This window comes from Mucilaginibacter conchicola (assembly GCF_003432115.1).
In the GTDB taxonomy this organism is placed as follows: Bacteria; Bacteroidota; Bacteroidia; order Sphingobacteriales; family Sphingobacteriaceae; genus Mucilaginibacter; species Mucilaginibacter conchicola.
The window spans coordinates 1,620,397-1,635,819 of record NZ_QWDC01000001.1 but is presented as its reverse complement, the minus strand read 5'-3'; the positions used below and the strand labels follow the sequence as shown (position 1 = coordinate 1,635,819).

Annotated in this window: 12 protein-coding genes; 1 reads left to right on the top strand and 11 read right to left on the bottom strand. The window is 45.2% G+C overall.

Annotated elements, in window-relative coordinates:
• Nucleotide 1 precedes the first annotated feature (1 nt).
• The 6 genes from leuD to ilvD form a co-directional block, all read right to left on the bottom strand.
• Nucleotides 2-592, bottom strand: a complete 591-nt coding sequence (gene leuD, locus D0C36_RS07320) for a 3-isopropylmalate dehydratase small subunit (protein ID WP_117390895.1) — start codon at nt 590-592, stop codon at nt 2-4.
• Nucleotides 593-695: 103 nt separating this feature from the next.
• Complete coding sequence (gene leuC, locus D0C36_RS07315; protein WP_117390894.1) at nt 696-2,111, bottom strand: 3-isopropylmalate dehydratase large subunit; 1,416 nt, start codon at nt 2,109-2,111, stop codon at nt 696-698.
• A gap of 90 nt (nt 2,112-2,201) precedes the next feature.
• On the bottom strand, nt 2,202-3,260 hold the full coding sequence (gene ilvC / locus D0C36_RS07310) for a ketol-acid reductoisomerase (protein WP_117390893.1): 1,059 nt from the start codon (nt 3,258-3,260) through the stop codon (nt 2,202-2,204).
• A 191-nt stretch (nt 3,261-3,451) separates the two neighbouring features.
• On the bottom strand, nt 3,452-4,057 hold the full coding sequence (ilvN, locus tag D0C36_RS07305; protein WP_117390892.1) for an acetolactate synthase small subunit: 606 nt from the start codon (nt 4,055-4,057) through the stop codon (nt 3,452-3,454).
• A gap of 21 nt (nt 4,058-4,078) precedes the next feature.
• Entirely contained in the window at nt 4,079-5,833 is a 1,755-nt protein-coding gene (gene ilvB / locus D0C36_RS07300) for a biosynthetic-type acetolactate synthase large subunit (RefSeq protein ID WP_117390891.1), read from the bottom strand.
• 98 nt (nt 5,834-5,931) lie between these two features.
• Nucleotides 5,932-7,641, bottom strand: a complete 1,710-nt coding sequence (ilvD, locus tag D0C36_RS07295) for a dihydroxy-acid dehydratase (protein WP_117390889.1) — start codon at nt 7,639-7,641, stop codon at nt 5,932-5,934.
• Between the two features lie 388 nt (nt 7,642-8,029).
• Here ilvD and D0C36_RS07290 point away from each other — a divergent pair, with 388 nt between their 5' ends.
• Nucleotides 8,030-8,953: a DUF6263 family protein gene (locus D0C36_RS07290; RefSeq protein WP_117390888.1), complete on the top strand. Its 924-nt coding sequence runs from the start codon at nt 8,030-8,032 to the stop codon at nt 8,951-8,953.
• A 63-nt stretch (nt 8,954-9,016) separates the two neighbouring features.
• Here D0C36_RS07290 and atpC read toward each other — a convergent pair whose 3' ends face one another.
• The 5 genes from atpC to D0C36_RS07265 all read right to left on the bottom strand — a co-directional run bounded on the left by atpC (nt 9,017) and on the right by D0C36_RS07265 (nt 15,257).
• On the bottom strand, nt 9,017-9,262 hold the full coding sequence (atpC, locus tag D0C36_RS07285) for an ATP synthase F1 subunit epsilon (protein ID WP_117390887.1): 246 nt from the start codon (nt 9,260-9,262) through the stop codon (nt 9,017-9,019).
• Nucleotides 9,263-9,340: 78 nt separating this feature from the next.
• Nucleotides 9,341-10,846 (bottom strand): F0F1 ATP synthase subunit beta, encoded by a 1,506-nt coding sequence (gene atpD / locus D0C36_RS07280; protein WP_117390886.1) that lies wholly within the window; start codon nt 10,844-10,846, stop codon nt 9,341-9,343.
• A 192-nt stretch (nt 10,847-11,038) separates the two neighbouring features.
• A complete protein-coding gene (locus tag D0C36_RS07275; protein ID WP_117390885.1) occupies nt 11,039-12,022 on the bottom strand; it encodes an NAD(P)H-quinone oxidoreductase in 984 nt (327 codons plus the stop codon).
• 18 nt (nt 12,023-12,040) lie between these two features.
• The gene (locus tag D0C36_RS07270) at nt 12,041-12,835 is read right to left on the bottom strand and encodes a hypothetical protein (protein WP_117390884.1); all 795 of its coding nucleotides are present in this window, start codon (nt 12,833-12,835) and stop codon (nt 12,041-12,043) included.
• Between the two features lies 1 nt (nt 12,836).
• On the bottom strand, nt 12,837-15,257 hold the full coding sequence (locus D0C36_RS07265) for an ABC transporter permease (RefSeq protein WP_117390882.1): 2,421 nt from the start codon (nt 15,255-15,257) through the stop codon (nt 12,837-12,839).
• Nucleotides 15,258-15,423 lie beyond the last annotated feature (166 nt).

The window sequence follows — 15,423 nt, the reverse complement described above, 5'->3', positions numbered from 1 at the left end:
TTTACCTTACTTCTTCAAATTCCTCTATTTTATTTTTTTGGCTAAGGATGTAGTCTATATCATCATAGCCGTTTATCATGCAGGCTTTTTTGTAGGGATTAACCTCAAAGCTTTCCTGCTCGCCGGTTGCGGAGATCTTAATGAACTGGTTTTCCAGATCTATCTCAACTTCGGCAGTATGATCTGCTGCTACCGCATCGAAGATCTTTTGCAGGAAATCGTCGCTTACCTGTACGGGCAGCAAGCCGTTATTAAGGGCGTTACCTTTAAAAATGTCGGCAAAAAAGCTGCTTACCACGGCATCAAAGCCGTAATCGGCAATGGCCCAGGCAGCGTGCTCGCGGCTACTGCCGCAACCGAAGTTTTTACCTGCTACCAATACCTTACCGCTGTAGGTAGGGTTGTTCAGCACAAAATCAGGTTTCGGGTGGTCGTTCTCATCGAAACGCCAATCGCGGAACAGATTATTGCCAAAACCATCGCGGGTAGTGGCCTTTAAAAAACGGGCCGGGATGATCTGGTCGGTATCGATGTTCTCGATAGCCAACGGCACCACCGGTGTTTGTATGTGTTTGAATATTTTAGTACTCATCGTGTTATTGTGTGTTCGTCATTGCGAGGAACGAAGCAATCTCTTTAAGCAAGTCCGCTCTGTATAGTTAGGAGATTGCTTCGTACCTCGCAATGACGCATGGTTATACCAATTCCTCTTCCTTCAAAAACTCCCTTATGTCCGTCACTTTACCTGTAATAGCACTTGCTGCTGCGGTGAGCGGGCTGGCCAGGAAGGTGCGGCTGTTAGGGCCTTGTCTGCCTTCAAAGTTGCGGTTTGAGGTAGATACACAGTATTTACCTGCAGGGATCTTATCCTCGTTCATACCTAAACATGCACTGCAGCCCGGTTCGCGTAACGGGAAACCTGCTGCATCGAATATCTTGTCCAGACCTTCGCGGATGGCTTGTTCCTGTACTTGTTTTGAGCCTGGTACTACCCATACGGTAACGTTATCTGCCTTGTGTTTGCCTTTTACAAACTCGGCAACCTGGCGCAGGTCTTCGATACGTGAGTTGGTACAGCTGCCGATGAATACGTAATCGATAGGTTTACCTAACAATGTTTCATCATCATGCAGGCCCATATAATCAAGGGCTTTTTTGTATGATACCTGCTCTTTTACATCAAAAGAAGCAGTCTCCGGAACGTGTTGTGTTACACCGATGCCCATACCCGGGTTAGTACCGTAGGTGATCATCGGTTCAATATCTTCTGCGCGGAAGGTTAAAACGCTGTCAAACTCCGCATCCTCGTCAGAGTAAAGTGTTTGCCAGTAAGCAACGGCTTTGTCCCACTCTTCGCCTTTAGGGGCAAATTCGCGGCCTTTGACGTAGTTGATGGTGGTTTCGTCAGGCGCTATCAAACCGCAACGGGCACCCATTTCGATGCTCATGTTACAGATGGTCATGCGGCCTTCCATGCTTAATGAGCGGATGGTATCGCCGGCGTACTCAACGGCATAGCCGGTACCGCCTGCGGCAGAGATCTGCGCAATGATGTAAAGGATGATATCCTTTGGGCCAACGCCGTTCTGCAGTTTGCCGTTCACTTCAATTTTCATACGCTTAGGGCGCGATTGCAGCAGGCATTGGGTAGCCAAAACCTGTTCAACCTGCGATGTGCCTATACCAAATGCAATGGCACCAAAAGCGCCGTGCGTTGAGGTATGGCTGTCGCCGCAAACGTAAGTACCGCCGGGGCGGGTAATGCCCAGTTCAGGGCCTATAACGTGGACGATACCCTGGTACGGATGCCCCAGACCATAAAGCTCGATGCCGAACTCTTTACAGTTTTTGGTAAGCATATCTACCTGGTATCGGGAAAGTTCTTCTTTAATGGGGAGGTGCTGGTCCCAGGTTGGGACGTTGTGATCGGCCGTGGCAACGGTTTGTTGCGGCCTGAAAACCGGTAACCCTCTTTTACGCAAACCATCAAATGCCTGCGGACTGGTTACCTCGTGAATAAAGTGCGTGTCGATGTACAAGATATCCGGGAAGCCTTCAGCGCTACTGACGACGTGCGCGTCCCATATCTTATCAAATAATGTTTGTCCCATGTTTTTCTTACAATAATAGTAAAAGTAGCAGTGGCAGTTGCGGTAGCAGTAAAAATACCGCTACTAAAAACTGCCACTGCTACTGTATAATTACGCTTCTACAGCCTGGTTCTCAGGGCGTAAGCTGCGTACGGTTTTACCCGCTTGCCACATTTCGCTTTCGCGTAATTCGCGTAATTCTTCGTTTAATTTTTCGCGGTAATCCGGCTGGCTGTTTGAGTCGATAGAACGTTGAGATTCTTTACCTGTAGCAACGCTATCATAAAGTTTCTCAAATACAGGTTTAGTAGCATCGCGGAATTCTTTCCACCAGTCTAACGCACCGCGTTGTGCAGTGGTTGAACAGTTTGCGTACATCCAATCCATACCGTTCTCAGCTACCAATGGCATCAGAGATTGAGTTAACTCCTCAACAGTTTCGTTGAAAGCCTCAGAAGGTGAGTGGCCTTTGCTACGCAATACATCGTACTGTGCTGCGAAGATACCTTGCACACAACCCATTAAAGTACCACGCTCGCCGGTAAGGTCGCTGTATACCTCTTTTTTGAAATCGGTCTCGAACAGGTAACCGCTACCTACTGCAATACCTAATGCAATAACGCGCTCTTGTGCTTTACCTGTTGCATCCTGGAAGATAGCGAAGCTTGAGTTTAAGCCACGGCCTTGCAGGAACATACGGCGTAATGAAGTACCTGAACCTTTTGGTGCAACCAGGAACACATCCACATCAGCAGGTGGGATAATGCCGGTTTGCTCTTTAAAGGTGATACCGAAACCGTGAGAGAAGTAAAGCGCTTTACCAGGGGTTAAATGCTTTTTAACAGTTGGCCAAAGTTCAATCTGGGCAGCATCGCTAAGCAGGTAGCAAATGATGGTACCGCGCTCTAAAGCCTCTTCGATCTCAAAAAGGGTTTCGCCCGGAACAAAGCCATCACTTACAGCTTTATCCCATGATTTTGAATCTTTACGCTGACCAACAATAACGTTAATGCCGTTATCTTTTTGGTTTAGCGCCTGGCCCGGGCCTTGTACACCATAACCAATTACAGCTACGGTTTCATTTTTTAATACTTCCTGAGCTTTTGCTAAAGGAAACTCCTCGCGGGTTACTACATTCTCTTCAGTACCGCCGAAATTTAGTTTTGCCATTGTTTTTGTTGTTTTAACTTAATTACACCGATGTTTTTGTTGATGGCACCGATGACTTCTGTATAGTTCGTTTAAAATAGTTACTTAATTATCCAACACGTCATTGCGAGGTACGAAGCAATCTCTTTAAGCAAATCCGCTCTGTATAGTTCGGAGATTGCTTCGTACCTCGCAATGACGCGCGTTTTTATTTACATCGTAAACACCTTTTGCCCTTTATTCAGGTATTCGTTTTCGATCACTTCCTCGCCCGGTTCAAGGCGTTCAAACTCGCGCAGTTTGCTGTTGAAGCCTTCGCTGTCTTTGATGATGGCCACGCGGGCGCTGCGTACAAATTCTATCAGGCCATAAGGCTGAAGGATCTTGATCAGGTTATCGGTCTCCTCGCGGTGGCCGGTTGCCTCAAACACGGTGTAATCCTTGCGGATGGTTACCGCACGTGCGCCGTTTTCGCGCAACAAACGCTCTACGCTTACCTTCTCGGCAATTACATCTGTTGATACCTTGTACAGCGCCATTTCCTGCCAAACTACATCGGCATTGGTATGGTAGTACACTTTTAATACTTCTACCTGTTTCTCTATCTGGCGGGTAAGCTTACGCACTACCTCTTCCGACTCAGTGATAACGATATTAAAACGGTGAATACTATCTATCTCTGATGGCGATGTGTTTAAACTGTCGATATTTATTTTTCGACGGGTAAATATAATAGCTATCCGGTTTAAAAGACCTATCTGGTTCTCGGTGTAAACCGTTATGTTAAATTCCTGCTTATCAGTTTCCTGGATTTCCATTGTCTTAGTTTATGGAGTGACTTATTTTAACCTGATCTCTGCTACGCTGCAACCTTGTGGTACCATTGGGAACACGTTGTTCTCTTTGGTAACAAAAACTTCTAAAAGGAATGAGCCATCATGTGCCAGCATTTCTTTCAATGAACTTTCCAGTTCGCTGCGGTCTGATATTGATTTACCTGCGATGCCATATCCTTTGGCAACGGTTACAAAATCGGGGCTTTGGATATCCACGAACGAGTAACGGCGCTGGTTAAACAACTCCTGCCACTGGCGCACCATACCCAGGAAGCGGTTGTTAAGAATAACGATCTTAACGTTAACGCCGGTTTGCATAATAGTACCCAGTTCCTGTAAGGTCATCTGGAAGCCACCGTCACCTATGATAGCAACAACATCGCGCTGCTGCGCACCAAATTTGGCACCTATAGCCGCCGGAAGCGCAAAGCCCATAGTACCTAAACCGCCGCTGGTAACGTTACTGCGGGTATTGTTGAACTTAGCATAACGGCAAGCTACCATTTGGTGCTGGCCAACGTCGGTTACGATAACTGCATCGCCGTTGGTCAACTCGTTAAGGTGTTTTATCACCTCGCCCATGGTCATTTCCTCAGTAGTTGGGTTCAACTCGTTGTGGATAACCTGCTCAGTTTCCTGGCGGGTGTATTCATGGAAAGTGTTTAACCACTCGGTATGCTCGCGTTTCTCAACTAATTGGGTAAGCATCGGGATGGTCTCTTTACAGTCGCCCCATACCGGTACGGTCGATTTTACGTTTTTGTCGATCTCGGCAGGGTCAATATCCAAATGGATAACCTTGGCCTGCTTTGCATATTTATCCAAACGGCCGGTTACACGATCGTCAAAGCGCATACCTATAGCGATCAGTACATCGCACTCGTTGGTTAAAACGTTAGGACCGTAGTTGCCGTGCATACCCAGCATACCCACGTTTTGCGGATGGTCTGTAGGGATGGCACCTGCACCAAGGATGGTCCACGCAGCCGGGATGCCGCTTTTCTCCACAAAGGCTTTAAACTCTTTTTCGGCCTCGCCTAAAATAACGCCTTGTCCCCAAAGGATAAATGGTTTTTGGGCACTATTGATCAGCTCAGCAGCCTGCTGAATATATTGCGGCCTTACAATTGGTTTTGGCCTGTAGCTGCGGATATGGTTACAAGGCGTATAACCCTCGTAATTAAATTTCTGGATCTGTGCGTTCTTGGTGATATCAATCAACACCGGGCCCGGACGACCACTGCGTGCGATATAGAATGCTTTTGCTAACACCTCAGGGATCTCGGTAGCATCAGTTACCTGGTAGTTCCATTTGGTGATAGGGGTGGTGATATTGATCACATCGGTCTCCTGGAAAGCATCGGTACCTAAAAGATGCGCAAATACCTGCCCGGTGATGCAAACCAACGGGGTACTATCAATCTGGGCATCGGCAAGGCCGGTAACCAGGTTAGTAGCGCCGGGGCCACTGGTAGCAAACACAACGCCCACTTTGCCGGAAGAACGCGCATAGCCCTGGCCGGCGTGAATGCCGCCCTGCTCATGACGGACCAGAATGTGGTTCAGTTTTTCGCTGTAGTCATAAAGTGCATCATAGATAGGCATAATTGCACCACCCGGATAACCAAAAATGGTATCCACACCTTCGACTATCAGTGCCTCTAATAAAGCTTCTGAGCCTGTCAATTCTACCGCCTGCGCTTTAGCCGTTTCGGCCTTCGCATCGCTGATCTCCTGTGTGATTGTTTGTGTTTCCATTTGTTAACTGCCATCCTCCGCCAGTTGGCGGAGAGTGTTTGTTTAATTGTTTATCGTTAATGCCCTTTTATTCCACCTTCAGGGGGTTAGGGGGCATTCTAAAATTCATCTGTTACGCAACCTTCGGCAGCGTTGCTTACTGTTTTGGCGTAGCGGTATAAAAGCCCTTTGCTAACTTTTAATTCCGGTTGTACCCATGCTGCTTTACGGGCCGCCAGTTCTTCGTCAGATATTTTAAGGTTGATGCTGTTTGTAGTAGCATCTATCTCTATCAGATCATTATCCTGTACCAGGCCAATAATACCGCCTTTGTAAGCCTCAGGTGTGATGTGGCCTACCACGAAACCATGTGTACCACCACTGAAACGGCCATCGGTAATTAAGGCCACCGAAGCACCTAAACCTGCGCCATAAATGGCTGAGGTTGGTTTCAACATCTCAGGCATGCCCGGTGCACCAACAGGGCCTACGTTGCGGATAACCACAACATCACCTGCTTTAACACGACCGTTCGTAATGCCATCTATCAGATCAAACTCGCCATCGAACGTGCGGGCAGGGCCAGAGAAACGCTCGCCCTCTTTACCACTTATCTTGGCTACGCTGCCGCCTTCGGCAAGGTTTCCGTACAAGATCTGTAAGTGACCGGTAGCTTTAACCGGTTTCTCCACCGGCCAAATGATATCCTGTTTGCTGAAATCCAGTCCTTCAACTTCAGCTAAGTTCTCAGCCAAAGTTTTGCCGGTAACAGTCATGCAGTCGCCATGTAACCAGCCCTGCTCTAAACAGTATTTCATTACGGCAGGTACACCGCCAACCGCATGCAGGTCGGTCATCATGTATTTACCGCTTGGTTTCATATCAGCCAATACCGGTATACGATCGCTAATGGTTTGGAAATCATCCTGCGTTACTTTTACGCCGATGCTTTTTGCCATCGCTATCATGTGCAATACCGCGTTGGTACTGCCGCCCAATACCATTATGACCACCATGGCATTTTCAAATGCTTTGCGGGTCATGATATCGCTTGGTTTAATATCTTTTTCTAAAAGCACACGGATGGCTTTACCCGCCGCTAAACATTCTGCTTTCTTCTCGTCGCTCAAAGCAGGGTTGCTTGATGAGTAAGGCAAGCTCATGCCCAAAGCCTCTATAGCTGCAGCCATGGTATTAGCAGTGTAAACACCACCACATGCACCAGCGCTCGGACAAGCATTTTTTATCACGCCCATAAAATCTTCAGGTGTGATGGTACCTGCTATCTTTTTACCTAATGCCTCAAAAGCCGATACAATATTCAAGTCTTCGCCTTTCCAGTGGCCGGGGTGGATGGTACCACCGTATACCATAATAGAAGGGCGGTTTAAACGGCCCATAGCTATAATGGAGCCCGGCATGTTTTTATCACAGCCCGGCAAAGCTATAAGGCCATCATAATATTGTGCGCCGGTGATGGCCTCAATAGAATCGGCAATAACATCACGACTAATTAATGAGTAGCGCATACCCGGTGTACCGTTACCCATACCATCGCTAACACCAATAGTGTTGAAGATAAGGCCAACCATATCGGTATCCCAAATGCCTTGTTTAACCAGTTGGGCAAGATCATTAAGGTGCATGTTACAGGTATTGCCATCATAACCCATGCTGGCAACGCCTACCTGCGCCTTTTTCATATCATCATCGGTTAAACCAATGCCGTAAAGCATAGCTTGTGCTGCGGGTTGGGTAGGGTCTTGCGTAAAAGTTTTGCTGTATTTGTTTAATTCTACAGCGTTTTGGGTATCCTGTTGCGAACTCATTTTTGTATAGGTGGCATTGCTGCCTTAAGCGTTTATATCGTTCTGATTAATCAGGGTGATTTTGGTTTCTGTAAGTTAGGAATAGGGCTTTTTAATCACAATAGTGCCAAAAATATTTTTTCATTTAGAATATAATTCCGAATAATTAAATTATTATTTTAAATATTCTGAATTGTGTGTTATTTATAGAATATAATTCTTTAACTACTATACCAAAATTCAAAACGGTATTCGGTACATATTTTATGCTTGCATAGCAAGTTTTCAAAATTCGGCGTGAAATGCTGAATATGGGGATGATTGTTGATTTGCACGGAATGAAACAACCCTTTGTTTTATTATCGGAAGGAACAATAAATGATGCACGGATTTACGCATCTTAGCGCTCATGAAAAAGATCCTGACCTTATTACTGCTTGCAACTACCACCGTTGCCTTCGCTCAACCGAAAAAACTCGAATTAAACCTGCAAAAAGATAGTACGTACTATCTTACAACGAATGGAAAGTTGGATATAGACCAAACTATACAAGGCGCTCACCAACTTATAAAGACAACCATTAAAGGTAGAATGTCTCATAAAGTAACTTCTATAAAAGACACGTTGTACAATATTGAAGTAGCTTATAAAAGTATTGGTATGGAGATGGAAATTCAGGGTAAAACTTTAAGTTTTGACAGTGAAGCAGCAGATAGCTCTAACATTTTTTCGAGAGTTATGAAGAGCATCGTTAATAAACCATTTGACCTTGTTTTAAGTAAGCGTGGAGAAATCGTGACTATAAAAAATACTCAAAACTTATTCAAGAATATCTTCGATGGCCTTCCACCCATTCCTGAAGAAAAGAAAACTCAGTTGTTAGCGCAGCTTCAACAGTCTTTTGGTGACAAAGCAATAAGAGGGAATTTTCAGGAGTCATTCATTGTCTTCCCTAAAACTCCGATAGCCTTAAAAGGCAGCTGGACAAGTAGAACCTTTTTAGAAACCGGCGCAATTTCTGCAAAAACTAATACCAGATATGTTTTAAACAATATTACTGATGACGGCTATGAAATAAGTGGAGATGCGATTGTTGTTCCTGGTGCGCCGGCGGAGTTTAAAAATGGTAACGGCTATTTCATGCGGATGTCCAATGTTAGCGGAACAACTAAAACAATAGTAAAAATTGATAAACAAACGGGGTGGATATTAGAGTCGCAAGTTGTTAAAGCCATTAAGGGGACAATGCAAGTAAAGCAAACACTCGCCGGGCCGATAGCTATGACTATGCCAATGACGGTAAATGCTATACTGCACACTAATCATGATTAATACAATACAACAAAAAAAGCCCGAACGATTCGTCCGGGCTTTTTCATATAGAAAAGTTTTTGATTACTTGTGTGTAATACCTTCGGCTAAAACAGTTACTTTGTTGTTTAAAGCCTCAACCACACCACCCTTAATAAAGAATACTTCTTCTGTAGCACCTCTAACGGTTAGCTTACCATCATTTAAAGTAGAAATGATAGGCGCGTGGTTATTTAATATTTCAAAAAAACCTAAAGTGCCCGGCAGGGTAACCGATTTGGCTTCGCCTTCAAATACTTTTTTATCGGGTGTAAGAATTTCTAATGTCATTTTATGTAGAGTTAAGAGCCAAGAATCAAGAATCAAGATTTTGGTCTTGACTCTTGATTCTTATTTCTTGATTCTTAATTAAGCATTCGCTTCAGCTAATATTTTCTTGCCTTTTTCAATAGCATCTTCAATGCTACCTACAAGGTTGAATGCTGATTCAGGGTATTCGTCAACTTCACCGTCCATGATCATGTTGAAACCTTTGATGGTATCTTTGATATCAACCAATACACCTTTTAAACCGGTGAACTGCTCAGCAACGTGGAACGGCTGAGAAAGGAAACGCTGAACACGACGAGCGCGGGTTACAGTTAGTTTATCCTCTTCAGAAAGCTCATCCATACCTAAGATGGCGATGATATCCTGAAGTTCTTTGTAACGTTGAAGGATCTCTTTAACACGTTGTGCAGTGTTGTAGTGCTCATCACCTAATACTGCAGGGCTAAGGATACGTGAAGTTGAATCCAACGGATCCACCGCAGGGTAGATACCTAACTCGGCAATTTTACGTGAAAGTACGGTAGTAGCATCTAAGTGAGCGAAGGTTGTAGCCGGCGCAGGGTCGGTCAAGTCATCCGCAGGTACGTAAACCGCTTGTACCGAAGTGATAGAACCACGTTTGGTAGAAGTGATACGCTCTTGCATGGTACCCATCTCAGTTGCCAGTGTTGGCTGGTAACCTACCGCCGATGGCATACGGCCTAATAGTGCCGATACCTCAGAACCTGCCTGGGTAAAGCGGAAAATGTTATCGATAAAGAATAATATATCGCGGCCTTTACCGTCTTCATCACCATCGCGGAAATATTCAGCAATAGTTAAACCTGATAATGCCACACGTGCACGTGCACCCGGCGGCTCGTTCATCTGGCCGAAAACGAAGGTTGCTTTTGAATCTTTAAGGGCTTCGGTATCAATTTTAGATAAATCCCAACCACCTTCTTCCATAGAGTGCATGAAAGCATCACCATATTTGATAATGCCCGATTCAAGCATCTCGCGAAGTAAGTCGTTACCTTCACGGGTACGCTCACCTACACCTGCAAATACCGATAAACCGGCATAAGCTTTCGCGATGTTGTTGATCAGCTCCTGGATCAATACGGTTTTACCTACACCCGCACCACCAAACAAACCAATTTTACCACCTTTAGCATAAGGCTCTAAAAGGTCGATAACTTTGATACCGGTGAACAATACCTCAGTTTCGGTAGACAAGTCTTCGAAACGTGGGGGAGTTGCGTGGATAGGGCGGCCATTGGTTCTGTCAAGGTTTTCAATACCGTCGATAGCGTCACCAACTACGTTAAACACGCGGCCTTTGATGTTATCGCCGATAGGCATTTTAATAGCAGATGCGGTATCTACAACCGGCATTCCACGTAATAAACCATCAGTTGAGTCCATCGCTATGGCGCGTACACGATCTTCACCTAAGTGTTGTTGTACTTCTAAAACAACTTTCTGACCATTCTCTTTCGTGATCTCAAGAGCGTCATAAATTTTAGGAAGATGTGCCTCATCAGCGAAGCTAACGTCCACTACCGGACCAATGATCCTTGATATTTTTCCAATGTTTGGCATATATAACCTGGTATTTTAAAGAATTTAAAATGAAACAGATAGTGTTTATACAAAGCACTGCTATTTCAGAGGCGCAAAGTTAAGCTTTATTGGCAAAATATTAAACACTTCTGTTAACTTTTTATTGCCTTATAGCCAATACGTTGTGTATACAGCTGTAACAGGTATTTTACAGCGGTTTATGAGTTGCAGCTACAACCAACTGATCACAATTTTGCCGATATGTGCGCTGCTCTCCATCAGTTGGTGTGCAGTTGCAGCCTCTTGAGGCTTAAATATTTTATAGATAACAGGTTTGATTTTTCCCGTTGATACCAGCGGCCAAACATGCTGCTCAAGCTTTTTGGCTATCGCCGATTTAAAAGCCTCATCACGGTTACGCAGGGTGGAGCCGGTAACGGTTAGTCGCTTGCGCATCACTACGGAAAGGTCTATATCTGTATTCTTTCCCTTCATGGTATTGATGAGTACCAGGCGGCCATCTTCAGTAAGCGATTGTAAATTGAGCGGCGTATAATCGCCGCCAACCATATCTAATATTACATTCACACCTTTGCCATTGGTAAGTTCTTTAATGCGTTCGGCAAAGTTCTCTGTTTTATAGTTGATGGCTTTAACAGCGCCCAATTGCTCGCAAAAATGGCATTTCTCATCACTGCCCGCAGTAACGTAAACCGTGCTGCCTAAAGCCGTTGCCATTTGGATAGCCGTTACGCCAATGCCGCTGCTGCCGCCATGTACCAGCAAGGTCTCGCCGGGTTGTAGTTGCCCGCGATCGAACACGTTGCTCCAAACGGTAAAGAAAGTTTCGGGGAAAGAGGCGGCTTCTTCAAAAGAAAGATCATCAGGAATTGGCAGGCATTGCCCTTGGGGTACTGCGCAAAATTCTGCATAGCCGCCACCAGCTACCAGTGCGCAAACTTTATCGCCAACCTTAAAGCGGGTAACATTCTTACCAACTTCAATTACTTTGCCTGCAATCTCCAGCCCCGGTATATCGGGCGATGCACCGGCGGGTGGCGGATAATTTCCCTTGCGCTGCGCAACATCCGGCCGGTTAATGCCCGATGCTTTTACTTTTACCAGCACCTCGTCATCTTTACTAACGGGTACAGGGCGTTCCTGTAATTGCAAAACTTCGGGAGAACCCGGCTGGGTGATGATGATGGCTTTCATGGGGTCATAAACCTGCGGCTAACGTAGATTGTTTGTGGTGGTTGAGTCAGGTTTGGTTTGCACCTCATCAAAACCACCCAATTTTCCGATTTCTTTTGCAGATCTGATCCTGATAGTTTTATCAAACTTTTGCCCCGGTTTGGTTCGAATTTCTCCCATTCTTACCCTATCATTACTTTGTGGTTCAATACCTGCAAGCGGTACTATTAATTCATGAAACATTGAATCAGCACTTATGGAATAGGCGCCGGTCAGGTCTTTTCCTTTAGCTCTGTAAACAAAAAAGTACCGTGCATCTCTTGGGGCTTTTAAAGCAAACTCGCCGTGTTTATTAGTCTTAATAGGATGGCCTTTCTTGTCTGTGGAGACATAAGCTTTTTCTATGGGTAAGCAAGTAATCTTATCAATCAGCCGTCCTTTTAATTTAATAGTCGTAGAATCTGTTGCTTGTTCCTCACTTTTTTTTTGATGAAAGGTTAACTGTTCCGTTGGAACGACTGCACTTGCCTTAATATTTACAACCGAAACCAATCCCGCTATACAAGCCGCTGCGATAATTTTACGCCACGAAGAACTGTTTCGTCTGTCTGTAAGCAGGCTTTGGTTTAATCTACTTAGCTGATACTCGTATAGCTTGCCGCAAACCCTTTGGTGCCTTGATAGATATTCGATGATCTCATTATTGGGCATCATGGTAAAATCTATTACCGTTTTACTACAATTGCTACAAAACCTACCTTCGCCCATGGGCTGCATGTTGTCCCATTGCACACTGCAGGGCTCTGGTATATCAATTCTTTCGATCTTTCTCATCTCACTCACTCTTCAAACTATCCGCCGGGTTAGCCACTGCTGCTTTAAACGATTGTGTACTGATGGTAGCAAAGGCAATAAATAACGAGCCGATACCTGCTATAGCCACTACCCACCATTGTATGCTTTGGCGATAGGCAAACCCATCCAGCCATTTGTGCATCACCAACCAGGCAAGCGGTGCCGCTATCAGGAACGACAGCAGAACCAGTTTGATAAAATCTTTAGACAGCATACCTACAATAGACGATACGCTTGCGCCTAATACTTTACGGATGCCGATCTCCTTGTTACGCTGCTCGGCGGCGTAGGCAGCCAGGCTGAACAGGCCCAACCCTGCAATTACAAGAGCCAACGTAGCAAATACCAAAAACAGCTGACCGGTACGTTGCTCGGTGCGGTAGGCGGCGTTAAAATCCTCGCCCATAAATGAATACTCAAAGCGCTGGTTGGGCGATACCTTGTTCCATCTGGCCTCGATAAGCGGCAAAAAGTGTTTTACATCTGCGCCTTGCAGTTTTACACTCAGTGCGTTATTGTTGCTTTCCAGCATCATTACCACGGGGGTAATATTATCGCGCAGCGATTTAAAGTTGAAGTCTTTTATCACACCTATAACATTGTAGGCTTTAATTGGCTCATCATGGCCGTCGCGCTCTGGTATGTAATAAACTTTTTTGTTGATAGGGTTGGCGGCGTATCCCAAAGCGCGGGCTGCAGTTTCGTTGATGATGACATTGGTAGAGTCGGAGATGTTGCCCTTCTCAAAATTGCGGCCCTGCGACAGCTTCATGCTCATGGTTGGCAGGTAATCTTCATCAACCGGCCATATTTCGGTAAACACTGCTGTTTTTGGCTCAGGGGTACTGGTTTTAAATACCGAGTTAGGTTGCCTCAAAGTGCCCGTCGGCAAAAAGCCGCTTAATGATGCGTTGCTTACACCGGCTATCTGTTTTAGTTCTTCTTTTAAGGCGCGTGGGTTATCAACCCCTAAAGTGTTTTTGATCACCAACACATGGTCACGGTTAAACCCGAGGTCTTTCTTTTGAATATAGTTGAGTTGATTATAGATAACAATAGTGCCGATGATCAAGAAGATCGATACAGAAAACTGCAGTACCACCAAACTATTACGTAGAACGCTGCCTTTAAAACCCGAAGAGGGTTTGCCTTTCAAAACGGTTATCGGCTGAAAAGCCGATAGGTAAAACGCCGGATAAGCCCCCGCCAGCATACCTACCACCAATATAATAACAAGCAATGCAGGCAATAGCCAGCTGATGGTTTGCCCGTTAATGCTCAGTTGCTTGCCGGCAATATTATTAAATAAGGGCAATAAAGCCCAGGCTGCTAATACCGCTACTATGGCGGCGGCAAGGGTTACCAGGATCGATTCGGTAAGGAACTGGAAGATGAGCATTTTGCGCGGTGAGCCTAATACTTTACGCACGCCTACCTCGCGGGCACGGTTGGCCGAGCGGGCGGTAGAGATGTTCATGAAATTGATACAGGCCAGCAGCAGTATAAACAGCGCAATGGCCGAAAAGATATATACATAAGTAACGCTGCTGTTGGCGCCCAACTCGTACTGGCGGTTCGAGTGCAGGTGGATATCTGTAAGCGGCGTAAGATTTACGCGCACATAGCTGCCATTTTTGGCGAAGGTCTCTTTATTAAAGCCCGGCTGTTTCTCAAAGTGCGACTGGAAAAGTGCATCCAATTTTTTGCCGAGCGATGCAGCATCCGTATTAGGGCGGGCAAGCAGGTATGTGCTGTAAATAAAACTATTCCAGGCGTTAGATCTGCTACCCTCGTTGGTACTCATGGAGATGAGGAAATCATAATTGAAATGAGATTGTTCGGGCATGTTGGCTATTACAGCAGTCACCTTATAATTCTCATTGTTATTGGCCATGGTGAGCACGCGGCCAACAGCATCGGTAGTATTAAAATATTTTTGAGCGGCTCGTTGGGTCAGTACAATACTGTGGGGTTCTGCTAAAGCGGTGTGCGTGTTACCGTGCAACACGGGCAGGCTAAATACATCAAACAGGGTAGAATCGGCATTGGCTACTTTTGCTTCGCTGATGCTCTCATTCCCTTTTTTAAAACGCACCTCGGTAGCTGCTGTTATGCGTACCGCTTTTTCAACCTGGGGTAGTTTGTTCACGGCCTCGGCCGCAAGGGGCGGTGCGCCGATAGCGTAAGATGCTGCGTTGCCACCAAAGCTGATATCGGTATTTACACGGTAGATGCGTTCAGCATTGGTATTGAACCTGTCGAAACTTAATTCATCAACCACATAAAATACAATAAGCAGGCAACTGGCCAGGCCAAGCGCCAAACCGAAAATATTGATCAATGTTACGTTGCGGTTTTTAAGCAGGTTCTTAAAAGCAATTTTTACCAGGTTTTTAAACATGACAGGTTGGTTTTAGTGATAACAGGAGTTTGATTTATTTAGTAATCAACAGGTTGGGCTAAAGTAGGGTTAATAGCAACATGCAATTGTTAAATAAAGTTAAACTAAGTTTTTAGTTATATCAACCTTTAAACAGGATTTATTTTCACTTAAGTGAATATTCTGC